General features: G+C 54.0%; 26 protein-coding genes, 1 tRNA gene and 1 pseudogene. 15 read left to right on the forward strand and 13 right to left on the reverse strand.

Features of this window, described 5'->3' with window-relative positions:
• Positions 1-350 precede the first annotated feature (350 nt).
• From C4542_00715 to C4542_00760, 10 genes are all read left to right on the forward strand, one after another.
• Positions 351-944 carry a bifunctional nuclease family protein gene (locus C4542_00715; GenBank protein RJO63063.1) on the forward strand — a complete coding sequence of 198 codons (594 nt, stop codon included), beginning with the start codon at positions 351-353 and terminating at the stop codon, positions 942-944.
• 138 nt (positions 945-1,082) lie between these two features.
• Positions 1,083-1,313, forward strand: coding sequence for an AtpZ/AtpI family protein (locus C4542_00720; GenBank protein ID RJO63064.1), 231 nt, complete (start codon positions 1,083-1,085; stop codon positions 1,311-1,313).
• A 3-nt stretch (positions 1,314-1,316) separates the two neighbouring features.
• Positions 1,317-2,279, forward strand: coding sequence for a F0F1 ATP synthase subunit A (locus tag C4542_00725; protein ID RJO63065.1), 963 nt, complete (start codon positions 1,317-1,319; stop codon positions 2,277-2,279).
• 47 nt (positions 2,280-2,326) lie between these two features.
• Positions 2,327-2,557, forward strand: coding sequence for a hypothetical protein (locus tag C4542_00730; GenBank protein RJO63066.1), 231 nt, complete (start codon positions 2,327-2,329; stop codon positions 2,555-2,557).
• Between the two features lie 244 nt (positions 2,558-2,801).
• Complete coding sequence (atpF, locus tag C4542_00735; GenBank protein ID RJO63067.1) at positions 2,802-3,314, forward strand: ATP synthase F0 subunit B; 513 nt, start codon at positions 2,802-2,804, stop codon at positions 3,312-3,314.
• Between the two features lie 9 nt (positions 3,315-3,323).
• Positions 3,324-3,854 carry an ATP synthase F1 subunit delta gene (gene atpH, locus C4542_00740; protein RJO63068.1) on the forward strand — a complete coding sequence of 177 codons (531 nt, stop codon included), beginning with the start codon at positions 3,324-3,326 and terminating at the stop codon, positions 3,852-3,854.
• A gap of 37 nt (positions 3,855-3,891) precedes the next feature.
• A complete protein-coding gene (locus tag C4542_00745) occupies positions 3,892-5,397 on the forward strand; it encodes a F0F1 ATP synthase subunit alpha (GenBank protein RJO63069.1) in 1,506 nt (501 codons plus the stop codon).
• 20 nt (positions 5,398-5,417) lie between these two features.
• Entirely contained in the window at positions 5,418-6,278 is an 861-nt protein-coding gene (gene atpG, locus C4542_00750; protein RJO63070.1) for an ATP synthase F1 subunit gamma, read from the forward strand.
• Positions 6,279-6,441: 163 nt separating this feature from the next.
• On the forward strand, positions 6,442-7,830 hold the full coding sequence (gene atpD / locus C4542_00755) for a F0F1 ATP synthase subunit beta (protein ID RJO63071.1): 1,389 nt from the start codon (positions 6,442-6,444) through the stop codon (positions 7,828-7,830).
• 69 nt (positions 7,831-7,899) lie between these two features.
• Positions 7,900-8,319, forward strand: coding sequence for a F0F1 ATP synthase subunit epsilon (locus C4542_00760; GenBank protein ID RJO63072.1), 420 nt, complete (start codon positions 7,900-7,902; stop codon positions 8,317-8,319).
• 96 nt (positions 8,320-8,415) lie between these two features.
• On the opposite strand, the gene C4542_00765 is transcribed toward C4542_00760, so the two are convergent.
• Entirely contained in the window at positions 8,416-8,997 is a 582-nt protein-coding gene (locus tag C4542_00765) for a hypothetical protein (protein ID RJO63073.1), read from the reverse strand.
• 239 nt (positions 8,998-9,236) lie between these two features.
• On the reverse strand, positions 9,237-9,464 hold the full coding sequence (locus C4542_00770; GenBank protein RJO63074.1) for a hypothetical protein: 228 nt from the start codon (positions 9,462-9,464) through the stop codon (positions 9,237-9,239).
• Between the two features lie 1,093 nt (positions 9,465-10,557).
• Here C4542_00770 and C4542_00775 point away from each other — a divergent pair.
• Positions 10,558-10,629: pseudogene (locus C4542_00775) on the forward strand (single-stranded DNA-binding protein).
• 433 nt (positions 10,630-11,062) lie between these two features.
• On the opposite strand, the gene rimM reads toward C4542_00775, so the two are convergent.
• The 3 genes from rimM to C4542_00790 all read right to left on the reverse strand — a co-directional run bounded on the left by rimM (position 11,063) and on the right by C4542_00790 (position 12,186).
• Positions 11,063-11,596, reverse strand: coding sequence for a 16S rRNA processing protein RimM (gene rimM / locus C4542_00780; GenBank protein ID RJO63075.1), 534 nt, complete (start codon positions 11,594-11,596; stop codon positions 11,063-11,065).
• 93 nt (positions 11,597-11,689) lie between these two features.
• Positions 11,690-11,920, reverse strand: coding sequence for a KH domain-containing protein (locus tag C4542_00785; GenBank protein RJO63076.1), 231 nt, complete (start codon positions 11,918-11,920; stop codon positions 11,690-11,692).
• Positions 11,917-12,186, reverse strand: a complete 270-nt coding sequence (locus C4542_00790; GenBank protein RJO63077.1) for a 30S ribosomal protein S16 — start codon at positions 12,184-12,186, stop codon at positions 11,917-11,919. The genes C4542_00785 and C4542_00790 overlap by 4 nt, the downstream gene beginning before the upstream one ends.
• A 146-nt stretch (positions 12,187-12,332) precedes the next feature.
• Here C4542_00790 and C4542_00795 point away from each other — a divergent pair, with 146 nt between their 5' ends.
• From C4542_00795 to C4542_00810, 4 genes are all read left to right on the forward strand, one after another.
• Positions 12,333-13,031 carry a deoxyribonuclease V gene (locus C4542_00795; protein RJO63078.1) on the forward strand — a complete coding sequence of 233 codons (699 nt, stop codon included), beginning with the start codon at positions 12,333-12,335 and terminating at the stop codon, positions 13,029-13,031.
• Positions 13,032-13,081: 50 nt separating this feature from the next.
• Positions 13,082-14,177 (forward strand): peptide chain release factor 2 gene (gene prfB, locus C4542_00800; GenBank protein ID RJO63088.1). Its coding sequence is split into 2 segments (ribosomal slippage): positions 13,082-13,138 and positions 13,140-14,177, totalling 1,095 coding nucleotides; the frame shifts between segments, so codons are not numbered across the junction.
• Positions 14,174-15,310: a peptidase MA domain-containing protein gene (locus C4542_00805; protein ID RJO63079.1), complete on the forward strand. Its 1,137-nt coding sequence runs from the start codon at positions 14,174-14,176 to the stop codon at positions 15,308-15,310. Before prfB ends, C4542_00805 begins: the two co-directional genes overlap by 4 nt.
• Positions 15,307-16,890, forward strand: coding sequence for a peptide ABC transporter substrate-binding protein (locus tag C4542_00810; protein ID RJO63080.1), 1,584 nt, complete (start codon positions 15,307-15,309; stop codon positions 16,888-16,890). Before C4542_00805 ends, C4542_00810 begins: the two co-directional genes overlap by 4 nt.
• Positions 16,891-16,959: 69 nt before the next feature.
• Here C4542_00810 and C4542_00815 read toward each other — a convergent pair whose 3' ends face one another.
• From C4542_00815 to lysS, 8 genes are all read right to left on the reverse strand, one after another.
• Positions 16,960-17,160, reverse strand: a complete 201-nt coding sequence (locus tag C4542_00815) for a hypothetical protein (protein RJO63081.1) — start codon at positions 17,158-17,160, stop codon at positions 16,960-16,962.
• Positions 17,157-17,447 (reverse strand): GIY-YIG nuclease family protein, encoded by a 291-nt coding sequence (locus C4542_00820; GenBank protein ID RJO63082.1) that lies wholly within the window; start codon positions 17,445-17,447, stop codon positions 17,157-17,159. Before C4542_00820 ends, C4542_00815 begins: the two co-directional genes overlap by 4 nt.
• Positions 17,448-17,478: 31 nt before the next feature.
• Positions 17,479-17,568, reverse strand: a tRNA-Ser gene (locus C4542_00825).
• Positions 17,569-18,660: 1,092 nt separating this feature from the next.
• Positions 18,661-19,068 carry a DUF2177 family protein gene (locus tag C4542_00830; GenBank protein RJO63083.1) on the reverse strand — a complete coding sequence of 136 codons (408 nt, stop codon included), beginning with the start codon at positions 19,066-19,068 and terminating at the stop codon, positions 18,661-18,663.
• A 139-nt stretch (positions 19,069-19,207) separates the two neighbouring features.
• On the reverse strand, positions 19,208-19,759 hold the full coding sequence (locus tag C4542_00835; protein RJO63084.1) for a hypothetical protein: 552 nt from the start codon (positions 19,757-19,759) through the stop codon (positions 19,208-19,210).
• Positions 19,760-19,769: 10 nt separating this feature from the next.
• Positions 19,770-21,011 carry a serine--tRNA ligase gene (locus tag C4542_00840; GenBank protein ID RJO63085.1) on the reverse strand — a complete coding sequence of 414 codons (1,242 nt, stop codon included), beginning with the start codon at positions 21,009-21,011 and terminating at the stop codon, positions 19,770-19,772.
• 3 nt (positions 21,012-21,014) lie between these two features.
• On the reverse strand, positions 21,015-21,377 hold the full coding sequence (locus C4542_00845; GenBank protein RJO63086.1) for a DUF3795 domain-containing protein: 363 nt from the start codon (positions 21,375-21,377) through the stop codon (positions 21,015-21,017).
• 1 nt (position 21,378) lies between these two features.
• Positions 21,379-22,866 (reverse strand): lysine--tRNA ligase, encoded by a 1,488-nt coding sequence (lysS, locus tag C4542_00850; protein ID RJO63087.1) that lies wholly within the window; start codon positions 22,864-22,866, stop codon positions 21,379-21,381.
• Positions 22,867-23,054 lie beyond the last annotated feature (188 nt).

Consider the following 23,054-nt stretch of genomic DNA (forward strand, 5'->3'; position numbering starts at 1 on the left):
AGAGAAACTCTGGCAATTAGCAGAGCGCTCTGGTCGGTAACAGGAATTATGAGGCAACTAGGAGGTCTTCGGTAACAGTTATATTTGACGCAATACGGTGGGAGAACAACACAGCGTTTCTATTGGCGGAATTTCCCTTTATACCGGCTCGCCGAGTGGTAGACCTCAAGGAAGACCTAATAGGTAAGCGCTCACGATTTATTTCCGCATAGTCTAATTGAGAGTTGAGAACAATACGATGAAATATGGTTCGGGAGTTTGGTTAACTGCCTATCGAGTTTGTATTCAGTTGACACCCTTGAAAGTCGGGGGTAGAATTATGCATGCGGTTGTAAGGAGGGGATGAAAATATGATTGAAATGACCATCGATAGCCTGCGGGTGGGTATGATGAACCCGAAGTCCACCCAGCACGGCACTCCTTACGTCGTACTGCTCAAGGAGAAGGCTGCCGAGCGTTATCTGCCTATCTTCATCGGCCCGGCTGAAGCCAATGCCATCGCCATCAAGCTGCGCGGCGAACAGGTGCCGCGCCCGCTGACTCATGACCTGATGCGCTCTATCATCGACAGCCTGGGCGCTACCATAGACTCCGTCATCGTCAGTGACCTCAAGAACGACACCTTTTACGCCAAGGTCATTCTGAACGTCAACGGCGGCCAGATGGAAGTTGATTCGCGCCCGTCAGACGCCTTCGCCCTGGCCCTCACCGCCGGCGAAGTCCCCATTTTTGCCGAAGACTCGGTCATCGAGAAGGCCGGCATATCCCTGACTCACGGCGAGGGCGAGGACTTCGTCATGGACAACCAGCACCCCGAGGCCGGGGGCAAGATGACGGAGGGCAAGCCGGGCAAGGTGAGCGATGAGGAGCTGGGCAAGCTGTCGGCTTTCAGCGACTTCCTCAACAGCCTCGACCTGGAGGATTTCGGCAAGTACAAATCCTGAAACCGGGTTTATATTATTGATTAGAGCCCTGGAAAAAAATCCGGGGCTCTGTTATTAACGATGTGATGTTAAAAGCTAAAGGGCTTCTTGACTTTATTTGGTTGATTCTGCTATCCTTTTCGACGGCAATTTGAGAGGATTAGATTGCAGAGGTGGCAGACAGCCCTGACTTTACTGGAAGTGGGCTGGTTCGTGGGGATTGCCATCGTAGCCGGGGTGCTGGGTGGACAGTGGCTCGATAATAAACTGGGCACTCGGCCCATTTTTGTTATTATCGGTTTATTCCTGGGTCTGGCGACAGCGGTAGTCGGCGCCGCCAGGATGCTCTCGCCACTTTTGAAAAACGGTAACGATAAAGGGAACAGTTGATTAATGGCTAAGACGAAAAAGGGTTTTCTGGGCTGCTCACTGCCGGTTGCAATCGGTCTAGCCGTTGTATTATTGGCCGTAGTGTTAATCAGTCTTTTGGCTGGACCTCTGGGACAGAGTGTTGTTCCCAATCTACATTTACCGGCATGGCTCAGCGTTCACCGCCCTGAAATCAAACTGCCATCTGATGCTGTTTTCCATATTGCAGGCTTTGCTGTCACCAATACTATTATTGCCACATGGATTACCATGCTGGTGCTGGTGCTCTTCGCGTTGTTGGCCACCCGGCGCATTAAGATTGTCCCAGGAAGGCTGCAGGGCTTTTTTGAGTTTGTGCTGGGTTGGTTGTATGACCTTTGTACCGGCGTAACCGGAGAAGAAAGAGGCCGCAAGTTTTTCCCGCTGGTGGCCACTATCTTCCTGTTTGTTATCTGCAATGCCTGGCTGGCATTGCTGCCCGGCTTCGGCACGATTCTTTTTCATACCGGCGAGGGTGAAGTGGAGCTTATCCGCGCTGCCAACACCGATGTCAACACTCCTCTGGCAATCGCCTTTATTACATTCCTTGCCGTAGGGGGTATAGGCCTGCGCACCCAGGGTATCGGCTATCTGGGACAATTCTTCAATTTCAAAGAGTTTTTCCATGGCATAAAGCTGATTTTTAAGCGTGATTTCAAGGGAGCCGCACTGGGCATATTCGCTGGCCTCATCAACGCCCTGGCAGGTCTTCTGGAAGGCGTGGGACAGATCATCCGCATCGTGAGCCTGACCTTCCGTCTTTTCGGCAATATGACGGCAGGCGAAATCCTGCTGCTCATGATAGCTTTCCTGGTTCCAATGCTTGTTCCGACCATATTCTACGGCCTGGAACTGCTGGTAGGTTTCATCCAGGCCCTTATCTTCAGTGGTCTTACGCTTATATACCTTACCCTGGCTACCACCCCTCACGAAGGAGAAGGACACTAGGTATGGTGTATTATATAGAAAGCATAAATTTATAGAGGAGGTTTTTCATGACGCCTGAAACAATGAAAATGCTCGCGGTGGGCCTGGCGGTGGGTCTGGGAATGCTGGGGCCGGGTTTGGGGCTGGGGCTTATCGGCTATTCGGCCCTGCAGGGCATAGCCCGCAATCCTGAGGCCAGGGGCCCCATTCTCACTAACATGATTCTGATAGGCGGTCTTACCGAAGCTATCGGCATCTATGTTCTGATTGTGGCTATTATCCTCGCTATGGTTGTGTAGCAGTAGGAGATTATTATGCAAGAAGGAATGCCTTTGTCGCTGGGTTTGATTCTCGCGGCAGCAGTACTGGGAGTATTTATCGCTGCCGGTTTAGTGATAGTCGCGGTTTTTTCGACCATCTCGGTGGTATCTTAGTACCGCGGCTTATGTTGCATAAAAGAGGCTCTGCGCTTTCATGAAATGCGCCAGCTGTCTTTTGAAAATAGGCCTGAGCATATTTTCGTCCTAAACAGGGGGCTTAACAATGGGCGGGTTTTTTGAGAGTTTCGGGATAAATGTGCCGTCGTTGATAGCTCAGGCTGTCAACTTCGGGGTTTTGTTCGGGCTGCTTTATCTGGTGGCCTACAAGCCCATCATGCGCATGATGGACGCGCGCTCAAACAAAATCAGGGAAAGCTTGGAGCAGGCGGAGCGCATCAAGCAGCAGGCAGACGTAGCGGAACAGGAAACGGCTAAAAAGATCGAAGCAGCCGGACAGGAAGCCCGCGCGCTGATCAATCAGGCCATGGCTTCAGCGGAAAACATGCGCCAGAAAGCGCAGGTAGATGCCAAGGCGGATGCCGAGAAACTCATCGCGCAGGCCAGGGGCCAGATAGGTCAAGAACGCGACGAGGCTATCGGCGAGCTGCGCAAAGAGTTCGCCGACCTGACTGTTCTGGCGGCTGAAAAAGTCATCAAGCGCTCGCTGGATAAAGAAGCCCAGCGCAAGCTGATAGAGCAGGTGCTCGAGGAAAGCTCGGGTCTCAAGAATAACTAATGGAGAAACATTTTGCCTAGCAGGTTCGCTGCCCGGCGCTACGCCCGAGCTCTTTTTGAACTGGGGCTAGCCGGGAACAAGCTGGATAAATGGCAGGCTGACCTCGAGAGGGTGGCGGCGCTCAGCCGCGACCCCGAGGTGGCGGCTTTCCTGACTTATCCCAGGGTGAGCCTGAAGGACAAGGTCGGTTTGCTTTCGCGCAACCTGGGCGACGTCAGCCCCGAAGTGCTCAATCTGACCTATCTGCTAATAAAAGAAGGCGCAGCCGACCGGCTTGGTAGCGTGGCACTTAGCTACCAGAAGATGCTGGACGAGCGTAACGGCATCGAACGCGGAAGCCTCACCACGGCGGTGCCTCTGGCTGAGGCGGAGGTCCAGGACTTGAGCCGGCGCGTGGGCAAGATACTGAATAAAAAGGTGATACTCATGGGGCAGGCCGACCCCTTACTCATCGGTGGCTTCCAGGCCAGGGTGGCCGGCAAGCTGCTCGACGGCAGCACGAGCACGGCTCTGGCGACACTTAAAAAAGAATTAAGCTAGTTGTAACTCTCGACAACCTATTCCAGGAGGTGGCTCAGTGGCAGGCAAAGGACATGAGATAGTAGAAGTCATCAAGAAGCAGATCGAATCCTTCGGGGCTCAGGCGACCCTGGTGGATGTGGGGACTGTTACCGAAGTCGGCGACGGCATCGCCCGCATCGAGGGCCTGGCGGCCGCCAGGTACAACGAGCTGCTGCAGTTCCCCGGCGACGTTATGGGCATCGCGCTCAACCTAGAGGAAGAGAGCGTGGCAGCCGTCATCCTGGGCGATGATTCGGGTATTAAAGAGGGCGACGAAGTGCGCGCCACCGGCCGCGTGGCCGAGGTCCCGGTAGGCGCCGGCCTCATCGGGCGCGTGGTCGACCCGCTGGGCCGCCCGCTGGACGGCAAGGGTCCTATAAAATCAAGCCGCACCCGCCCCTTGGAGAGGGTGGCCCCCAACGTGGTCATGCGCCGCTCGGTGGATACCCCGGTGCAGACCGGTATCAAGGCCGTGGATGCCATGATACCCATCGGCCGCGGGCAACGCGAGCTTATCATAGGCGATCGCTCCACCGGCAAGACCGCCATCGCTCTGGATACCATTATCAATCAGAAGGGCGGCGACCTCATCTGCATCTATGTGGCCATTGGCCAGAAGGCCTCCAAGGTGGCCCAGGTGGTAGGCAAGCTGCAGGAAATGGGCGCTATGGAGCACACCATCGTGGTAGCGGCCAACGCCGCCGACTCGGTCGCGCTGCAATATCTGGCGCCCTACGCCGGATGCGCCATCGGCGAAGAGTTCATGGAAGCCGGCAAGGACGCGCTGGTGGTCTATGATGACCTGTCCAAGCATGGCTGGTCATACCGCCAGCTTTCGCTGCTGCTGCGCCGTCCCCCCGGCCGCGAAGCCTATCCCGGCGATGTCTTCTACCTGCACAGCAGGCTGCTGGAGCGCGCCGCCAAACTGGATAAGGAATTCGGCGGCGGTTCACTCACGGCTCTGCCCATTATCGAAACACAGGCCGGAGACGTTTCGGCCTATATTCCCACCAATGTTATCTCTATTACGGACGGCCAGCTCTACCTGGAAAGCGACCTGTTCAACGCCGGCATCCGCCCGGCCCTCAACGCCGGCACTTCCGTGTCCCGCGTCGGCTCGGCCGCCCAGACCAAGGCCATGAAGAAAGTGGCCGGCAAACTCAAGCTCACCATGGCGCAGTACCGCGAGCTGGCGGCCTTCGCACAGTTCGGCACGTCGGAGCTGGACAAATCCACCAGGGCGCAGATCGACCGCGGCCGGCGCATCACAGAAATCCTCAAGCAGCCGCAGTACGTGCCCATGCCGGTCTCGCAGCAGGTCACCATCCTTTATGCCGCCATCAACGGCTTTATCGACGACATACCCACCGATAAAGTGATAGCTTTCGAAAAGGGCTTCCACCAGTTCATGGCAGCACAGCATCCGGCCATCGGCGAGACCATTGCCAAAACCAAGGTGCTGGACGACGCCACCGAAGAGAAGCTCAAGGCGGCCATTGCCGAGTATAAGAAGACCTTTTAGGTAGGTAGAGGAATTAGACATTGGCTAATATTCGTCTGATAAGGCGGCGTATCAAAGGCATTCAGAGCACGGCCAAGATTACCAAGGCCATGGAAATGATCGCCGCTTCCAAAATGCGCCGTGCCCAGGAACGCGGCCTGGCGGGCAGAGCCTATACGCAGAAGATCACGGAGGTTATATCCGATCTGGCGTCCGTGCCCCAGGATAAAAGCCCACATCCCCTGCTGGAGGCGCGCGATCCCGTCAAACACATCGCTCTGGTGCACATCTCGCCCGACCGCGGCCTGTCCGGCGGTCTGGTGTCCAACCTGAACCGCAAGTCGGCGGCCTTTATCCTGGAGCAATCCCTGCCGGCCTCGGTCATCGCGGTGGGGCGCAAGGGGCTGGAATTCATGCGCCGCACTTCGCAGAATGTGGTAGCCGAGTTCATCCAGCTGGGCGATAAGCCCAACATGGTGGACACCTTACCCATTTCACGCATTATTATAGACGACTTCGTTTCCGGCAAGGTGGATGCCGTTTACATCACCTATGCCCGTTTTGTCAACACTATGGTACAGACGCCAACCGTTATCAAAATACTTCCTGTGACGCCGGTAGCGGTTGAAGCAGGTAAAAATAATCCGGATTATATCTTTGAACCCAACTCGGCTGCCGTGCTGGATGCGCTGCTGCCGCGTTTCGTGGAGATGGGCGTCTACCACGCTATTCTGGAGGCTATCGCTAGTGAGCAGTCGGCCCGCATGATAGCCATGCGCAATGCCACCGATAACGCCGAAGAGTTGATTGATGATTTGACACTGGTTTATAACAAGGCTCGTCAGGAGTCTATTACCACGGAGCTGCTGGATATCATCGGAGGCGCGGCGGCTCTAGCTTAACGGGATAAAATACTAAATCCTAATACCCAAATACTAAATAAGAACAAAATACAAAATGTAAAAAGGGAAAAAAATGGGCTCTAAGTCTTTGGTGCTTTGAAATTTGGATTTGTTTAGGATTTAGAGCTTAGTGCTTGGGATTTTCCTGTTCAGGAGGTAGATTGTGGCCAAAGGGAAAGTGGTCCAGGTAATCGGTTCAGTAGTTGACATAGAGTTTCCGTCAGATTCTCTACCGGCGCTCTTCAACGCCATCGAGATTAAAAAGGATGACGGCATCAAGCTGGTGCTGGAAGCCCAGGCCCACGTGGGCAACAACTGGGTGAGGTGTCTGTCTTTCGTGCCTACAGACGGCCTGGCGCGCGGCGTGGAGGCCATTGATACCGGCGCTCCCATCAAGGTGCCGGTAGGCCCTGCCTCTCTGGGCAGAATTTTCAACGTTATGGGAGAGCCGCTGGACAACATCGGCGAGGTCAAGGCTGCCGAGCGCTGGTCCATTCACCGCAGCCCCCCCGCCTTCGACGAGCAGGAAACCACCACCAAGGTGCTGGAGACCGGCATCAAGGTTATCGACCTTATCTCCCCTTTCGCCCGCGGCGGCAAAATCGGCGCCTACGGGGGCGCCGGCGTGGGCAAAACGGTTATCATCCAGGAACTCATCCGCTCCATTGCCAGCGAGCACGCGGGCTATTCGGTGTTCGCCGGCGTGGGCGAGCGCTCCCGCGAAGGCAACGACCTGTGGCATGAAATGAAGGCCTCCGGCGTTATCAGCAAGACGGCTCTGGTATTCGGACAGATGAATGAGTTGCCCGCCGTGCGCCTGCGCATCGCTCTTACCGGCCTCACCATGGCCGAGTACTTCCGCGATGTCGAGCACCAGGACGTGCTGCTCTTCATCGACAATATCTACCGCTATACGCTGGCCGGCATGGAGGTATCGGCCCTGCTGGGACGCATGCCTTCAGCCGTGGGTTATCAGCCCACCCTGGCTACCGAAATGGGCCAGCTCCAGGAGCGCATCACATCCACCGCCAAGGGTTCCATCACATCCTTCCAGGCCATTTACGTGCCTGCCGACGACTACACCGATCCCGGCGTGGTGGCCACCTTCGGACACCTGGACGCCGTCATCTCGCTCGAACGCTCGCTGGCCGACCAGGCGCTTTATCCGGCCGTGGACCCTTTGTCATCCAACTCGCGCATCCTCGACCCCAAGGTGGTCGGAGAGGAGCACTACCGCGTGGCGCGCGACGTGCAAAGGGTTTTGCAGCGCTATAAGGACCTGCAGGACGTCATCTCCATTCTGGGTATCGAAGAGCTTTCCGAAGAAGACAAAATTACTGTAGCGCGTGCCCGCAAGATCCAGCGCTTCCTGACGCAGCCCTTCTTCGTATCCGAGGTCTTCACCGGGCGTCCCGGCAAATATGTTAAAATATCCGAGACGGTGCGCGGCTTCAAAGAGATTCTCGAAGGCAAATATGACGCCTATCCCGAGCAGGCATTCTACATGGTGGGCGTCATCGAGGAAGTGGCGGAGCAGGCAAAGAAATTATAATAGCAGTCAGCTATCAGCAATCAGCTGTCAGAGCTGAAAGCTGTAAGCTGTAAGCTGAGAGCTAATATCATGGCAAAGATCAGACTCGATATAGTCACCGCGGAAAAACTGGTCTACTCGGAAGACGTGGACGAAGTCGTCGCCCCCGGTGTGGAAGGCCAGCTAGGTATATTGCCGCACCATTCACCGCTGATGACCATGCTCTCGCCCGGGGAGCTGATTGTAAAGCAGGAGGGCAGTGAAATTAGCCTGGCGGTTTCCGGCGGCTTCATGGAAGTGCGCCCTGACCGCGTCATCATCCTGGCCGACACGGCTGAGAGGGCCGATGAAATAGACCTCGCCCGCGCCGAGGAAGCCCGCAAGCGCGCCGAACAGACCATGGCGGAAGCCCCGGCGGGTGCTGAAGCCTCACTGGCTGCCGAAGCCGCTCTCCAGCGAGCCCTGGCTCGTCTCAAGGTGGCTCGCCGCCGCCGCGAGAGACCCGTTTAGTTCACCATCGTTTAGAGTTGTAGAAAGAGAGGGAGCGCAAGCTCCCTCTCTTTCCTTGTCGAACAGTTGAATTTACGAAGTACTTGACTTAAAAATTTAAGTCTTACCTTGTTGCTGTGTATTCTCCAACGCATTGAGGAGCGCAACGACAATAGCCGTTGCGCCGGTAACAGCCAGAGGCTCACGTATGATTTCCCATGGTGTTTGAGGTGCCTTGAATTCAGGTAACAATTCAGGCTTACGATCTCCGCAATTTGGGCACCTGCGCTGGCCAACATCGAGGAGTGTGAGTTGCGTATGGCAAGTCAGACATGTAGCAACATAAGTCGAAAGATAATTTGTTAGCTGTGAAATTCGTTGTTTCTGAGCATCTGTCTCCTGTTGAAGCGCGGCTGCATGGCTTTGAGCCGCCATTGCAATAGACTCTCGCATTTTGCAGGCTTCAAGTTGGCCTAGTGCTGACGCCTTATCCGTTTCTGATTTCTGATATTTTTCGCGGAGTCCGGCGATCTCTTTCTCTAGCGTTTCGGCCTGTAATTTGATACCGGTCTCTTTCAGGCCAACATCAAGCAGATTTTCGATGGTTGATGACATGCTTTGGTTGGTTTTCGCTGAAAAAGCTTTTACCTTATTGTATAGTTCAGGTTGCAGGCGTGTGTATACAGCTTTGGCTTCCATGTCTCTTCCTCCTGGAATTCAATTGCTTATATGATAGCAAAGTGTATTCAAAATGTCAAGAGATATGCAAATATAGTAATAAAATAGCATAATACGGTATCGGATTATTAATTACCCCAGTCCATCAATCGGCTCTATCACCATCTTTTTGGTTTTTATATCTATGCTCTTGTCTCGTCTTTGGTGGTGGGGATGAGGAGCCTTTTTTTGTGTCATAAAGTTATCGGTAGCATATGTTATTAACGGCGGAAAAGGAATGATACAACCAGATGCCCGCCTATGCGCGTCAGATTATGAGACATAATCTCGCCGCTGCCTCCGCCCGGTAGATTGATTAGCCCTCTGGAAACACTCTGGACAATATTATTCAACGCGATTGCCATGGTCTGACTCAATTGGTCTGCCGTTGAGTCTTCCATATCAGGCTTGATGTCGATAGTCTGGACTATGAAACCATATTCAGCCATTTTGTACCTCTCTAATTTAATTTGGAGTCATATTAGCACAAGCACCAGGTATCGCGTGGGTTGTTATTTATTGCGATTGTTAGTATCGTGCAATCCTACCCCTATTGACATGAGGAGTAGAATTAGAACTATGTAATATTGGGTAAAAGAGTTGAGTGTCGCAGAATCTAAAAATGAGGCTTAATATGAATAACAGATGTTTGATTTTGTCACCATTCCTGGTATTACTTATTGTGTTTGCTACAAGCTGCGGTAAAAATGTCACCGTAACTGTACCTGTAACTTTCTCGACACTAACAACTACCGCAACGTATACTAAAATGGTCACATCAGCAACACCGACGTATCCACAACCGCCAGCGATCCCTCAAGCCGTCTTAGACATTTGGAAATTGCCGCCAGCTAATAGTACAGGCAACCCACCATCAATATCAAAACAAGTAACCCTTCAACCATACGGTAAATCCGGAGATTCGCAGACAGTTGACCTAGGTTATTACCAAGATTACACATGGATGGATATTATTATTAAGTGCAGCGGTACTATTGTGGAATTTCAGAATTCAAATGTAGGCCAAATCTGGTTGGATATCGGGTCTTCCACGAATTCATCTATAGGTATTGATGGATACCAGTCTGTTCGAGATTACCAAGGTAACCCATTATTAGGATATAAATATCTTTTCAGTAGTCTCGGAATCGGATGGGTGGAAACTAACACAAATACTGGTTATTTGTATACGACTGGATTGCGTTTGTTTAATGACCATGGTGTTACAAGAAGTACTAATGGTGGTTGTAACTATAATCTTTTTTTGTCTAATAACTCATTACAACAAGCCACTGTTACCTACGAGGTATATAAACTTAGCGGTTACACTCCTAACTGGGGAGTGCAATACATTCAGAACACATTGGATTCTTGGAGCAAACAGATGGCGCAAACAGGTCTATCTGACGAACAATTAAAACAAATTTATTTAAATTGGGAAAATCAATTTAATAAGTAATGGTAAAGAGGTGGAACATGAAACGTCTATTTTGTCTGTTGGTTGTTCTGGCTCTAATTTTAACCTCAGTAATTGGTTGTAGTAGTGGGAGCGGTGGAGGGGGAGGAGGTGGAGGTGGAGGTGGTGGTGGTGGTTATGTTGCGCCCGCACCCGTGTTACATAGTCAAAATCTCGTCAATGGCATGATAACGGTCAAAGCCGGTGGATATTATGACCAGCCTTTTACCGTCACCAATCAAAACGCTACTGTTTCCGGTTCCTTTAGTGCTGCTGGTGGTTCTGGTAATGATATTGAAGTCTACATCATGACTGATATGGATTTAACCAACTGGGCTAACGGTCACCAGTCTCAATCTTACTATCAATCAGGAAGGGTAACTGTTGGTAATATTAGTGCTTCTTTATCATCAGGTAACTATCATTTGGTTTTTTCTAACAAGTGGTCGATTATTAGTTCGAAGAATGTTAATACCACAGTAACCATGACTTGGTACCAATAGACTAATATTGTTTGCTTGTTATAAAGCTGCTACGTACGCATGGAATGGCAGACATTCTCGTGTTTGTCCAGCGGTGAGTATAACGGCGTTACCCCAGCAGCCCCTCTATCGGCTCAATGATCATTTTACCTTTTTTGACGTCGATACTCTTGACCACGTCTTTGGTGGCGGGAATGAGCACGTCTTTTTTCCCCTCGCCCTTGACTACGTAGACATCGTTGCCGCAATTCAGGATATCTGTCACTTTGCCCAGTATAGTCCCGTCCAAGGTGCGCACTTCCAGCCCGATGATGTCGAACTGGTAGTACTGTCCCTCCGGCAAGTCGTGCAGTTCGCTTGCGGGTATGTCCAGCGTCTTGCGGCGCAGTTTGGCGGCGGCTTCCGGCGTATCTACACCGGCAATTGTCATTATCACTCCATCCTTTTGCCAGTTGGAGCTCTGGATTGTATTAGGAACGCCGTCGATGAAGACCGTTTCACCCGGCTCGAAGCGTTCGGGGAAATCGGTCGTCGGCCTTACCCTGAAAGCCCCCTTGAGGCCCCACGCTCCCAGCACCTCCCCCACGGTGATGTATTCCGTCTGTTTGCCTGCCCGGTTTTTTTTAGAGCCTGTTTCGGCCATTTCAGTCCTTTAAATAAATACAAAACACCTCACCGGCTCAAAAGGAGTTGAGCTTGATGAGGTGCTCGATTTTTGCAAAATCTGTTAATGTAGTTAGATGATTTCGAGGCTGGCCTTGGTGCCGGCCTTGGCAGCCTTGACGCGGATTAGCGTGCGCATGGCCTGAGCGATGCGGCCCTGCTTGCCGATGATGCGGCCTTTGTCCTCATCGGCCACCTTGAGCTTGAGGACAATGCCGTTCTCAGCGTCGGTCTCTTCGGTTACCACTACGGCGTCGGGCGCGTTGACCAGGGATTTGGCGATGTACTCGATGAGTTCCTTCATTTGGTCTCCTTTGCGGCCTTGAACTTGTCCATGATGCCGGCCTTCTTGAGCAGTCTGGCTACGGTTTCAGTTGGTTGGGCGCCCTTCTTCAGCCAGTCTATCGCGGGACCTTCTTCAATTGTTACGGTTTCAGGGTTGGTCAGCGGGTCATAACGGCCGATGATGCTTATGAAAGCCCCGCCCCGGGCGGCGTGCGAATCAGCCACCACAATGCGGTAGCTGGGCTTTTTGGGAGCACCAATCCGGCGTAATCTGATTTTTACCATGAATTATCCTTTCAAAAACTAATTATGCCCGATTAAGCTATGACTGTCAATAGCGGATGAGATACCGCCCTCCATCAGTTTAACATAATTATATTATTGGTTGTTTCGTTTGTTCGGCTAAGTCCTATCGCTTATAATGAAGTATCATGATGCTCAAGGCTCTCCATTCCTGGGATTTGACGCCCGCGCAGGCCATATCTCTGCAAAAAGAACTTGCCGGTGATGTCATAATATCCGGTGAAGTCAACTCCGTGCGCTTCATAGGCGGGGCTGACATCTCCATGCCGAGGGGCAGCCGCACGGCCAGGGCTGCCATTGTTGTTTTGAGCTATCCCGAACTGGAGATTGTAGAAATCGAGACGATTGTGGCAGCGCTCACTTTCCCTTACGTTCCGGGGTTGCTGTCTTTCCGCGAAGCTCCGCTAGTTTTGGAGTTATTCGAGAAGCTGAACCACAAGCCTGACCTGCTTATCGTCGACGGACAGGGCATAGCACACCCCAGGCGGCTGGGCATTGCCTCTCACCTGGGGCTGTGGCTGGATATTCCTGTTATCGGCTGCGCCAAGTCGCGCCTCTGTGGCGAACAAGTCGAAGTCGGATTTGAGGCTGGAAGTCAGGCTCGGCTTATAGACCAGGGCGAGGTCATCGGCACGGTGTTACGCACGCGTTCGGGCTCGAAGCCGCTTTATATTTCAAGCGGACACAGAATTAGTCTTGAAGAATCAGTCCGCTGGGCGCTGGCGTGCACTCGTGGTTACCGGTTGCCCGAGCCGTCGCGCCTGGCCCACCTGGCCGCCGGCGGAAATCTGCCGGGCGTCAAAAAAGCTGTAGCATCCCTACCTTGAAACGCTTATCAGCGTTGTATATAAAAATGACGGGGGTTGAAATGTCCGAAATACGCGAAAGACTGATTGACGAACAGCACCGGATTACCAACGACATGGTGCGGCTTTGACGTAGCCGCTAAAGAAAAAGAAATCGCAGAGATTGAAAGAGCCGTCGTCGCCCCTGATTTCTGGGATAACGCCTCCGCCGCGCAGGAGAAGATGCGCCGCTTGGCCGAGCTTAAAAAGACGGTCGGCCAGTGGCGGGCGCTGGAGCGCAAGGCAGCCGAGCTCGGAGAACTGATGACACTGGAAGAAGATTCCCCCAGCCCCACGCTGGGAGCCGAGATAGAAGCCGAGATGGCCCAACTTACCGCCCACCTCGACGACCTGGAATTCAAACTGGCTTTTGCCAGTCCCTATGACCTGCGCAACGCCATTCTATCCATCCACGCCGGGGCTGGCGGTGTCGAAAGCCAGGACTGGGCCGATATGCTGCTGCGTATGTACCTCGGCTGGGCCGAGCAGCACGGCTATAAAGTCGAAATACTGGACAAGTCGGCTGGCGAGGAAGCTGGCCTCAAGAGCGTAACGCTGGAGATATCCGGCGACTATGCCTACGGCTATCTCAAGAGCGAGCACGGCGTGCACCGCCTGATACGCCTTTCGCCTTTCGACTCGGACCACGCGCGTCATACCTCTTTCGCTCTGGTGGAGGTCATGCCCGAAGCCGAGGGTGATGTGGATATTATCATCAAACCCGACGACCTCAGGGTGGAGGCCTACCGCTCCAGCGGGCCGGGAGGCCAGAATGTGCAGAAGGTCTCCAGCGCCGTGCGCATCGTCCATGTGCCCACCGGCCTGGTAGTGACCAGCCAGACGGAGCGCTCGCAGCACCAGAATAAGGAAATCGCCCTGCGCATCCTCAAGGCCAGGCTTTTCAAACTGGAACTGGCTAAACGCGAAGAGGAACATGCCAGAATCAAGGGCAAGCACGTTTCGGCGGAGTGGGGCAACCAGATACGCAGCTATACGCTGCACCCCTATCGCCTGGTGAAAGACCACCGCACGAATTTCGAAACAGGCAACACGGACGCCGTGCTGAACGGTGACCTGGACGGTTTCATCAACGCCTATTTGAGGTCTGGAATGGGACAGGAAGAATGATTAAAAAACTCGGCATGCTGGTAGTTGTGCTGATGATTGCCGCCGGCCTGATGGCGGGGCTGGCACCCGGGCTCACGCTGGCTGCGGAAGACATAAATGTCGTTTCCAGCACGGCGACGCCGCAGTTTCCCTCCTCTCTGGCTTTCAGCGTGCAGGCAACCAGCGGCGCGAACATCGTCGACGTACGTTTGCACTTCACCGTCGAGCGTGACAGCTTCGTGAAGGTGGTGACTGAAGAAAAACTCGGCTTCAGCTCTTCTACCAGCATCACCGCCGTTTACAACTGGGATATGCGCCAGAGCGGCGGCTTACCCGGCGGCACGGTAGTGGACTTCTGGTGGACCCTCAAAGACAGCGCCGGCAAGAGCGTTACAACCTCACCGCAAGAGGTCAGCTTCGATGACACGCACTTTACCTGGCGCTCCCTCAAAGAGAGCAACATTACCATCTACTGGTACAGCGGCAATAACTCTCTGGCCCAGACGCTGATGGACACGGCCCAGAGCGGGTTGTCCAACCTGGAAAAAAATACCGGCGCACGCCTCTCGCGCCCGGTGTCAATTTACATCTACGACAACACCACCGATATGAAGGGAGCCATGATCTTCGCACAGGAGTGGACCGGGGGAGCCACCTACCCGCCCTACAGCACAATAGTTATCGGGATAAACACATCTAACCTGGACTGGGGCAAGGGGGCGCTGGTCCACGAGCTCGCGCACATGGTGAACTACCAGATGACCAACAACCCCTATAGCGGCCTGCCTACCTGGCTGGACGAAGGCCTGGCCATGTACTCCCAGGGCGCGCTGGATTCCACTTTTGAGGTCTCGCTCATCGGCGCAATGGCGCAGGGCAGTCTTTTTACAGTGCGCAGCATGGCCAGCCCATTTTCAACCGATGCCGCTCTCTCCTATCAGGAATATGCCCAGAGCTACAGTCTCATTGATTTCCTGGTATCCAGGTACGGCCAGTCTAAAATGGCGGCCCTTCTGGAAACTTTCCGGCAGGGAAATACCTATGACGGCGCGCTCATGCAGGTCTATGGTTTCGACATGGACGGGCTCTACAATTTGTGGCTGCCGTTCGCCATCCAGAAATACCTGTCCGCCAAGACCGGAGCCGCGGCATGAAAAAGATAGTTTCACTGCTCCTTGCACTGGTATTTGTTATCGCTCTCGTTGGATGCAATCCCGGTGGCACGGCACTGCCCGCAGCCGGGGGCTCCGGTACGCTCAACCTGTACAACATCGACCCGCTGACACTCGACCCGGCTCTGGCCGGAGACGCCACTTCCAACGGCTACGTACTGCAGCTTTTCAGCGGCCTGGTGCGGCTGGACAACCATCTCGAACCGGTGGCAGATATTGCCTCCGGCTGGCAGATAAGCCCCGACGGACTGACCTATACCTTCAAGCTACGCCGTGACGTAACCTTCCGGGACGGGAGAAAGGTCATGGCGGCGGATATAAAATACTCCTGGGAGCGCGCCTGCAATCCGGCCACCAGCTCTCAGACGGCCTCTACATATCTGGGCGACATACAGGGTGCAGCCGAAATGCTCTCCGGCAAAGCACAGAGCCTCAGCGGCGTGCAGCTAGTCGATGATTATACTCTCAAGGTTACGCTGGTCAGCGCCAGTTCCGCCTTTCTGGCCAAACTGAGCTATCCTACCGCCTTCGTGGTGGACAAGAACGACATTGCCAGAGGGTCTTCCTGGTGGCAGTCTCCTAACGGCAGCGGCCCCTTCAGGCTGGATTCATGGGCCCGGGGCAGCCGGTTGGTGCTCGAGCGTAACCCCCTCTATTACGGCGATAAGGCCAAATTGAACAAGGTGGTTTCCAAGCTGCTGGCGGGCATTCCCATGAACCTCTACGAGTCGGGCGATATAGACGTGGCCGATATGGACGTTTCCTACTATGACCGCGTGATGGACCCGGCCGGCCCCTTCTACAGCCAGCTTGTGACCACTCCCGAACTTAGCCTGACTTATCTAGGCTTCGATGTCAGCAAACCCCCTTTCGACGACTCTAATATCCGCCGTGCCTTCTCCATGGCGGTGAACAAGCAGAGACTGGCGCAACTCATGTTCCGCGACGTACTGGCTCCCGCAGGAGGCATCCTTCCGCCGGGCATGCCGGGGTACAACGCGGCGCTTCAGAGCATCGCATACGACGTTAACGCGGCCAGAGCGCTTATCGCGGCCTCCAGATACGGCTCAACTGCCAGCCTGCCCAAAATAGTGATTACCACCAGCGGCTACGGCGGGGCGGTTCCCGGCGACCTGGTAGCCATAGTTTACGACTGGCAGACAGCGTTCGGCATCGATATTGAGATAAGGCAGCTTGACCCCTCGCAGTTTTCCTATTTTCTCAAGCAGGAAAAGGACAGCATGTTCTACTGGGGATGGGGTGCCGATTACGCCCATCCGCAGAACTTCCTGGAAGTGCTTTTCGGCACGGACACCACCTATAATATCGGGGGATACAGCAATGCTCAGTTCGATGCTCTGCTGAAAGAGGCCGCGGCAACGACTGACGAGGCTGCCAGTTTTGCTTTATACCGGCAGGCGGAGCAACTGCTGGTGAACGATGCTGCCTGCATCCCTTTGTGGACCGGCAAAAACCTGCAGCTGGTGCAGAGTTACGTTAAAGGCTATGCTCTGAATGCGCTGGGGCAGGTGGCGCTCAACCATGTATATATTCAGAAATAGAAAACGCCGGACGTCTTCGAGCCTCAGGCAAGTCAGAATCTAAAAGACAAGCGGAGGGGATAGGCCGGCCTATCCCCTCCGCTTGTCACCTCGTCGCAGCCATAGCACCTCGTCGCGTTTGGCGCGCGTTATCCAGCCGATATAGTCGTTCTGCTGGTAGAGTGGGCGCGATTTGTACAGTGCGACCAGGCCTCTGTCCTCAAGCGACTTGAGAATAAAACCTGGCATGGGGTAGCGGGGCCTGCGGGCGGGTGGAGTCGCACTAGTCATAGACGACTCTCCAGAGGTTTATCCTCTGGCGACTTCAGGATAAGCTGTTCCTTCTTGCCTTTAGGCCAGCCTTTGACCTCGTGTTCGCGCTTTTTAGCCTCGGAAGCGCTGTCATAGCGTTCGCAGTAAACCAGGGTTACCGGCTTATGTGAGGAAGTGTATTTTGCGCCGGTTCCCTCGTTGTGTTTTTTAACCCGTTCATCCAGGTTATTTGTAATGCCTGAGTACAGGGAGTTGTCTTTGCATCTGAGCATATAGAAAAACCATTCTCCGTTCGTTGTGGTCATGCTATTTCGGCTGCAGTTGAGTTTGATAAAATGGCGGAGGGGGTGGGATTCGAACCCACGGTCCCCGTGAGGAGACAACGGTTTTCAAGACCGTCACCATAGGCCACTCGGTCACCCCTCCATGAAAGTTAGGCAGTGGTTATTATACAGAGAAACGTGCGGGGAATCTAGGGCGGGGAGCGATTGGAGTTTTGCTTTCTCCTTTCCGCCTTTTGCGTGATGGTAATAATGTCAACGTTCAAAGCTAGAAATTGTGAAATGTCCTTTTCAACAAAATGGCAAATTGGGCAAAACGTAAAAGTATGGAATTGTGCGTAAAAACATGGAAAATAACATTCAGTCGGGGATTTCAAGGCTGTCATCGACATGGCTTACCAGAAAGGAATACCCTAATAAGAAAGAGGGCGTCTTTAAACGCCCTCCTTCTTGCTATTACTGAAGCCTGGTTATTACCCGGCGAGCGCGTGGCAAGTCAGACAAACATCTGGCGTGCGCCCCGAATGGTCTTGTATGGTGCCTGGAATTACCGCATAAGTATATCCATGAAGTTGGGAACCAAAATCTGAGCCATTCCATTCAAGCGGAAGCGGGAATTGGTGGTACATGCCAAGACCATGACACGTTAAACACGCTGGTTTGAGTACCTCAATAACTCCGACGTGTGTCACAATGGTTGCCGGAATACCCGGCAGGAAAAGCAGCCTGCTATCCGTTGTCGGTTGTGGAACAAAAGTTGCTGGCGGTATTATTGCCGTTGTTGGCGGTACGGTTATGGTTGTAGCCGGTATTGTCGTTACGGAACCCGGCAGGGTAACCGTCACTGCAGGCAGAGTGGTAGTGCCACCAGGAAGAGTGACGGTCGTGCCGGGGAGAGTTACTGTGGAGCCTGGCGGGGTTCCAGCAGTTCCACATCCGGCAACAACAAGAGTTAGTATTACGAGCGGGGCTATCAAGAATCCGGGTTGTAGTTTGTGTTTTGCAAACATATCCCACCTCTCTTATCGACCAGCGCTTTGGCCGATTAAATGGAATATAACCCGATATACGTTAAATAATCATAACATGTATTTGAAAAATATAGAATTTTTATAACAAAAAGTTGGGGTCTTCGTCATTTTAGCAAATGAAGGGGCAATTGTTAGAGTTTAACCGGACTCGCTATGCCGCCGCGCTGTTATGCTCCGGCATATATGTCACTACGGCAACTGACGCTTTAGCTTATTACCTGGCTTACATAGAAGGCTACGGTGCAGGCCACGCCGGTGACGAACATGCCCTCTATCAAATCAACCAGTACTATCAGCAGTGACCAGTCTCTAATTAACGCCAGGTTAGCCAGCGCATAAGTGCCGAAAGTGAACCCGCCGAACAGGACGCCCATGCCCATTGCCTGCCCCAGCGAGATGTTATTGAATGCCGGAACGATGACGAAAATCATCAGTCCGACAACATAAAGCAGGTAGAAGACTACGGCGGGGACCACGTTGAACTTGGCTCTCAACAACCCCTCCAGGTTACGACGATATAGCCTTCTTGAGATTGCCCCGACCCATAACAAATCCACGGCGGTGAATACGGCCAGTGTAACGAAGTAGAGTAGGAACATTTGCGAAAAGCTCATATTCTCTCCTTCCCTTTTAGGCCATTATCTTACTATCCCTGAGTATTTTGTCAAATCGTGAAGTATCGTCGGGATCTCACACAGGACTTTTAACATGCTCATCGGCCTTGTGGCGCGTCTAACATGTCGTAGTACCGGGTCAAGAGCTCGGGTTTAGTTGGAAAATTACACCGGTTAAGACAAGAGTGAATGGGCGCTCGATCTGCCGGTGTACCCACCGGTACTGGCCTCTTCCCGAGATGGTGCCCTTGATTTCTACGTCCACCTTCCCCTTGTCCGCTAGGGCAGCGAAAGTCTTGGCGTCTACGGAGATGTCACCCTCAAAGATTTCATAACCGGTCGGTACCGTCTTATCCCAGGACCCATTCTGGGAGACAGGGAATGTATAGGTATCTGCCGTGAAAGTAATATTCGAGACTGCAACATCTACTGTATCACCGTAAGGGTTGTATACTTGGAGTACAATATGGTAAATATAGCCGGGGGGGTCAGGTATTGTCCCGCTGCGGGTTAGCCCTTCGTTGTAGCGCAGGTTGATTACCTGCGTCACAAAATTGATGGTGTTATCTACCCTGCTTCTGGCATACAGGTACATGCCTCCGAAAGTAGCTGACAGGATAACGATAACAGCCGCAATGATAACGCCCAGCCAGTTGGATACAAAGGTCGTCAGGTGCTTTTTTAATCCCATACTCCACCGCCTATGCGATTATTTGCGCGTGCATAAAATCCTGCAGTGCTTCGGGTACTCTTATACTCCCGTCTGCCTGCTGGTAGTTTTCCATTATAGCTATCATTATACGCGGTAATGCAAGCCCCGAGCCGTTAAGCGTGTGTACGTACTCCGGCCTGGCGTCCGGCGCGGGACGGTAGCGGATACCGGCGCGTCTGGCCTGGAAATCTCCGCAGTTGGAGCACGAGCTGACCTCCAGCCATTCCTGGCAGCCGGGAGCCCACACCTCGACATCGTAGGTCTTGGTGGAGGCGAAGCTGATATCCGCCGTGCACAGCAGCTTGATGCGGTAGGCCAGTCCCAGTTTCTGGCAAACCCTCTCCACGTCCGCCAGCATCATTTCGTGTTCGCGGTTTGAATCAGCCGGCGCGGTGAGCTTGTAAAGCTCCACCTTGTCAAACTGGTGCCCGCGTTTGATGCCGCGCGTGTCCTTGCCCGCCGACATCTTCTCGCGGCGGAAACAGGCGGTGTAGGCGGCATAGCGCAAGGGCAGCGCCCCCGCATCCAGTATCTCTCCGGCATGCAGGCTGGTGAGCGGCACCTCGGCGGTGGGCACGAACCACATATCGTCCACGTCGTCATGATAGAGGTTGTCGGCGAATTTGGGCAGGTTGCCGGAAGCGGTCATCACCTCGCGCTTGACCATCCACGGAGGATAAATTTCCTTATAGTTGCCCTCCCGGGTGTGCATATCCAGCATGAGGGCGATGGTGGCGCGCTGCAATCTGGCCCCCAGCCCCTTCAGGATATAAAAACGCGTGCCGGAGAGTTTGACGCCGCGCTCGAAATCTATGATTCCCAGCTTTTCGCCCAGCTCCCAGTGGGGTAAAGGCGTGAAGTCGAAGCACTTCTCTTTTCCCCAGCTGCGCTCCACCACATTGTCGTCCTCGCTCTTGCCGACCGGCACGGATGGCTGGGGGATGTTGGGCACCTGGAGTAGAAGCTCGCTCAACTGGGAATCTATCTCGCGCAACCTGTCTTCGACGCATTTGACGCGGTCGCGCAGCTCGCGGCCTCCTTCCGAAGATTCGCCCCGGCTGGTGCGGGCGGCTTCCTTCTTGGCGCGGCGCAGCTCGTCCTGCTCGGTGATTTTCTGGCGGCGCTCGGTGTCGAGGGCCAGTATCTCGTCGAGGGGCGCCTTGTCGTTGCGGCTTTCCAGCGCGCGGCGCACCGTTTCGGCATTCTCGCGTATGAATTTGATGTCCAGCATAGGCTACTCCTTGCGTACCTCTCTTGAGGTGTGCTGCTTGAGCCAATCCTGAGTACCGACTTCTACCCGAAGTTTGAGTTCCCTGACTCGACTCTCGCGGTTCAACCGGGCCTCTTCCGGAGTATGCGACGGGTCGGATGACTCCTCAAAGATTCGGCAGGGCAATTCGGCGCACTCACCGCAGTGTTCCAACTTTTTATTGTTGACGCAGCAGCCATACATGCGGCATATATCACGATTATACTCTTTTACCCAGAAGGGCTTGCCTTTGACCGCTCCGCACCCACCACATTTTACACCGTAGAAGCGGCACGTCGGGCAGTATGTGCCGCAGACAGCCGCGAGCGCCGCGTTCTGTTCGGTCAAGCTATTCCTTCTCCTTGAGCGCCGGGAACAGTATGACCTCTCTGATTGATTGCTGGTTGGTTATCAGCATGACGACGCGGTCGATGCCGATTCCCAGCCCGCCGGTGGGGGGCATGCCGTGCTCCAGCGCGGTGACAAAGTCTTCGTCGATGACCTCTGTTTCCTCGGTGCGTGCCACGCAGGCGTCAGCCCGGCCCTCCAGTTGCCCGGAGAAGCGCCGCTCCTGCTCCAGCGGGTCGTTGAGTTCGCTGAAGGCGTTGGCAATCTCGGTGCAGCCGGCGTAGGCCTCGAAACGCTCGACGGTGCGCGCCTCGCCCGGCTTGTTCTTGGCCAGCGGCGACATATCTATGGGGTAATTCACCAGGAAGGTCGGGTTTTTAAGCGTCGGCTCCACGAACGTTGATAGCAGGTCATCGATAAGCCTACCCCGGTCGCGCGACGGGTCGAACTCTATGCCTTTGCGCCTCATTTCGGCGGCCAGAGAAGCCGTATCGGGGAACTTGTCATAATCTATACCGGATGTTTCGAGGATAGCCTGGCGCAATTCAACTCTCGGCCAGGGCGGCGTGAAGTCCAGCACGTCGGCTCCGTACGGGATTTTATAGTCTCCCGCTACCTCTTTTACCACCCCCGAGACCATCTCCTCAACCAGCCGCATGATGTCGTTGTAATCGGCATAGGCCTGGTAGCACTCCATGAGAGTGAACTCCGGGTTGTGCTTGGTGTCTATGCCCTCGTTGCGGAAAACACGCCCGATTTCATATACGCGGTCGAAACCGCCCACGATGAGCCGTTTGAGGTGCAGTTCCAGCGCGATGCGCAGATAAAAGTCGCAATCCAGCGCGTTGTGGTGCGTGATGAAAGGCCGCGCCAGCGCCCCGCCCGCCGAGGGCTGCAGCATGGGTGTTTCCACCTCCATGAAACCCTGCCCGTCGAGGTACTTTCTAACAGCGGTGATGACGCGGCTGCGCTTGCGGAATATCTCTTTGACCTCGGGATTGGCGATGAGGTCGATATAGCGCTGGCGGTAACGTTTCTCGGTGTCATGCAGGCCGTGCCATTTCTCCGGCAGCGGTTGCAGGCTCTTGGCCAGCAAAGTGAGCTCCCGGACATCCACGCTGGGCTCGCCCGTGCGCGTGCGGATTACTTTGCCGGAAGCTCCGATAAAATCACCGATGTCCAGGTCTTTAAGCAACTCCGCGCTAGCCGCATTGAGCTGCGGTTTGTTAATGAATAGCTGTATCTTGCCGGTGCCGTCCACCAGGTTGATGAAGGCCAGCTTCCCCATCAAGCGGTTAGCCATGATTCGGCCTGTCACGGAAACCTCGACAAGCTCCGCGCCCTCTTTCTCCTGTTTTTCAAGAAGGGCGACGGCCGCTGCGTTGGTGTGGCTGCGCTGGCAGCGTGCCGGGTAGGGGTCGATACCGCGGGAGCGCAGGTCAGTAAGTTTATCCAGGCGTTGCTGCGCGATGCGTTCTACGAGTGACATTATTTCTATCCTTCAGGCGCGGATGAGAGCCGTGACTATCGGCGCGGCTTTGAAGCTATTATATTTTATCTCACAACGATAGTAAAGGAATTGTAAGAGTCCAGTACATATTGGATTTTTGGGGGTTAGTGACAAAGTTATCCAAATAGTAGCGCAAAGGCGGAAGTTTTCCAATAGCCCGGTGAGGC

This window comes from Dehalococcoidia bacterium, from assembly GCA_003597995.1.
Classification (GTDB): Bacteria; Chloroflexota; Dehalococcoidia; order Dehalococcoidales; family UBA1222; genus SURF-27.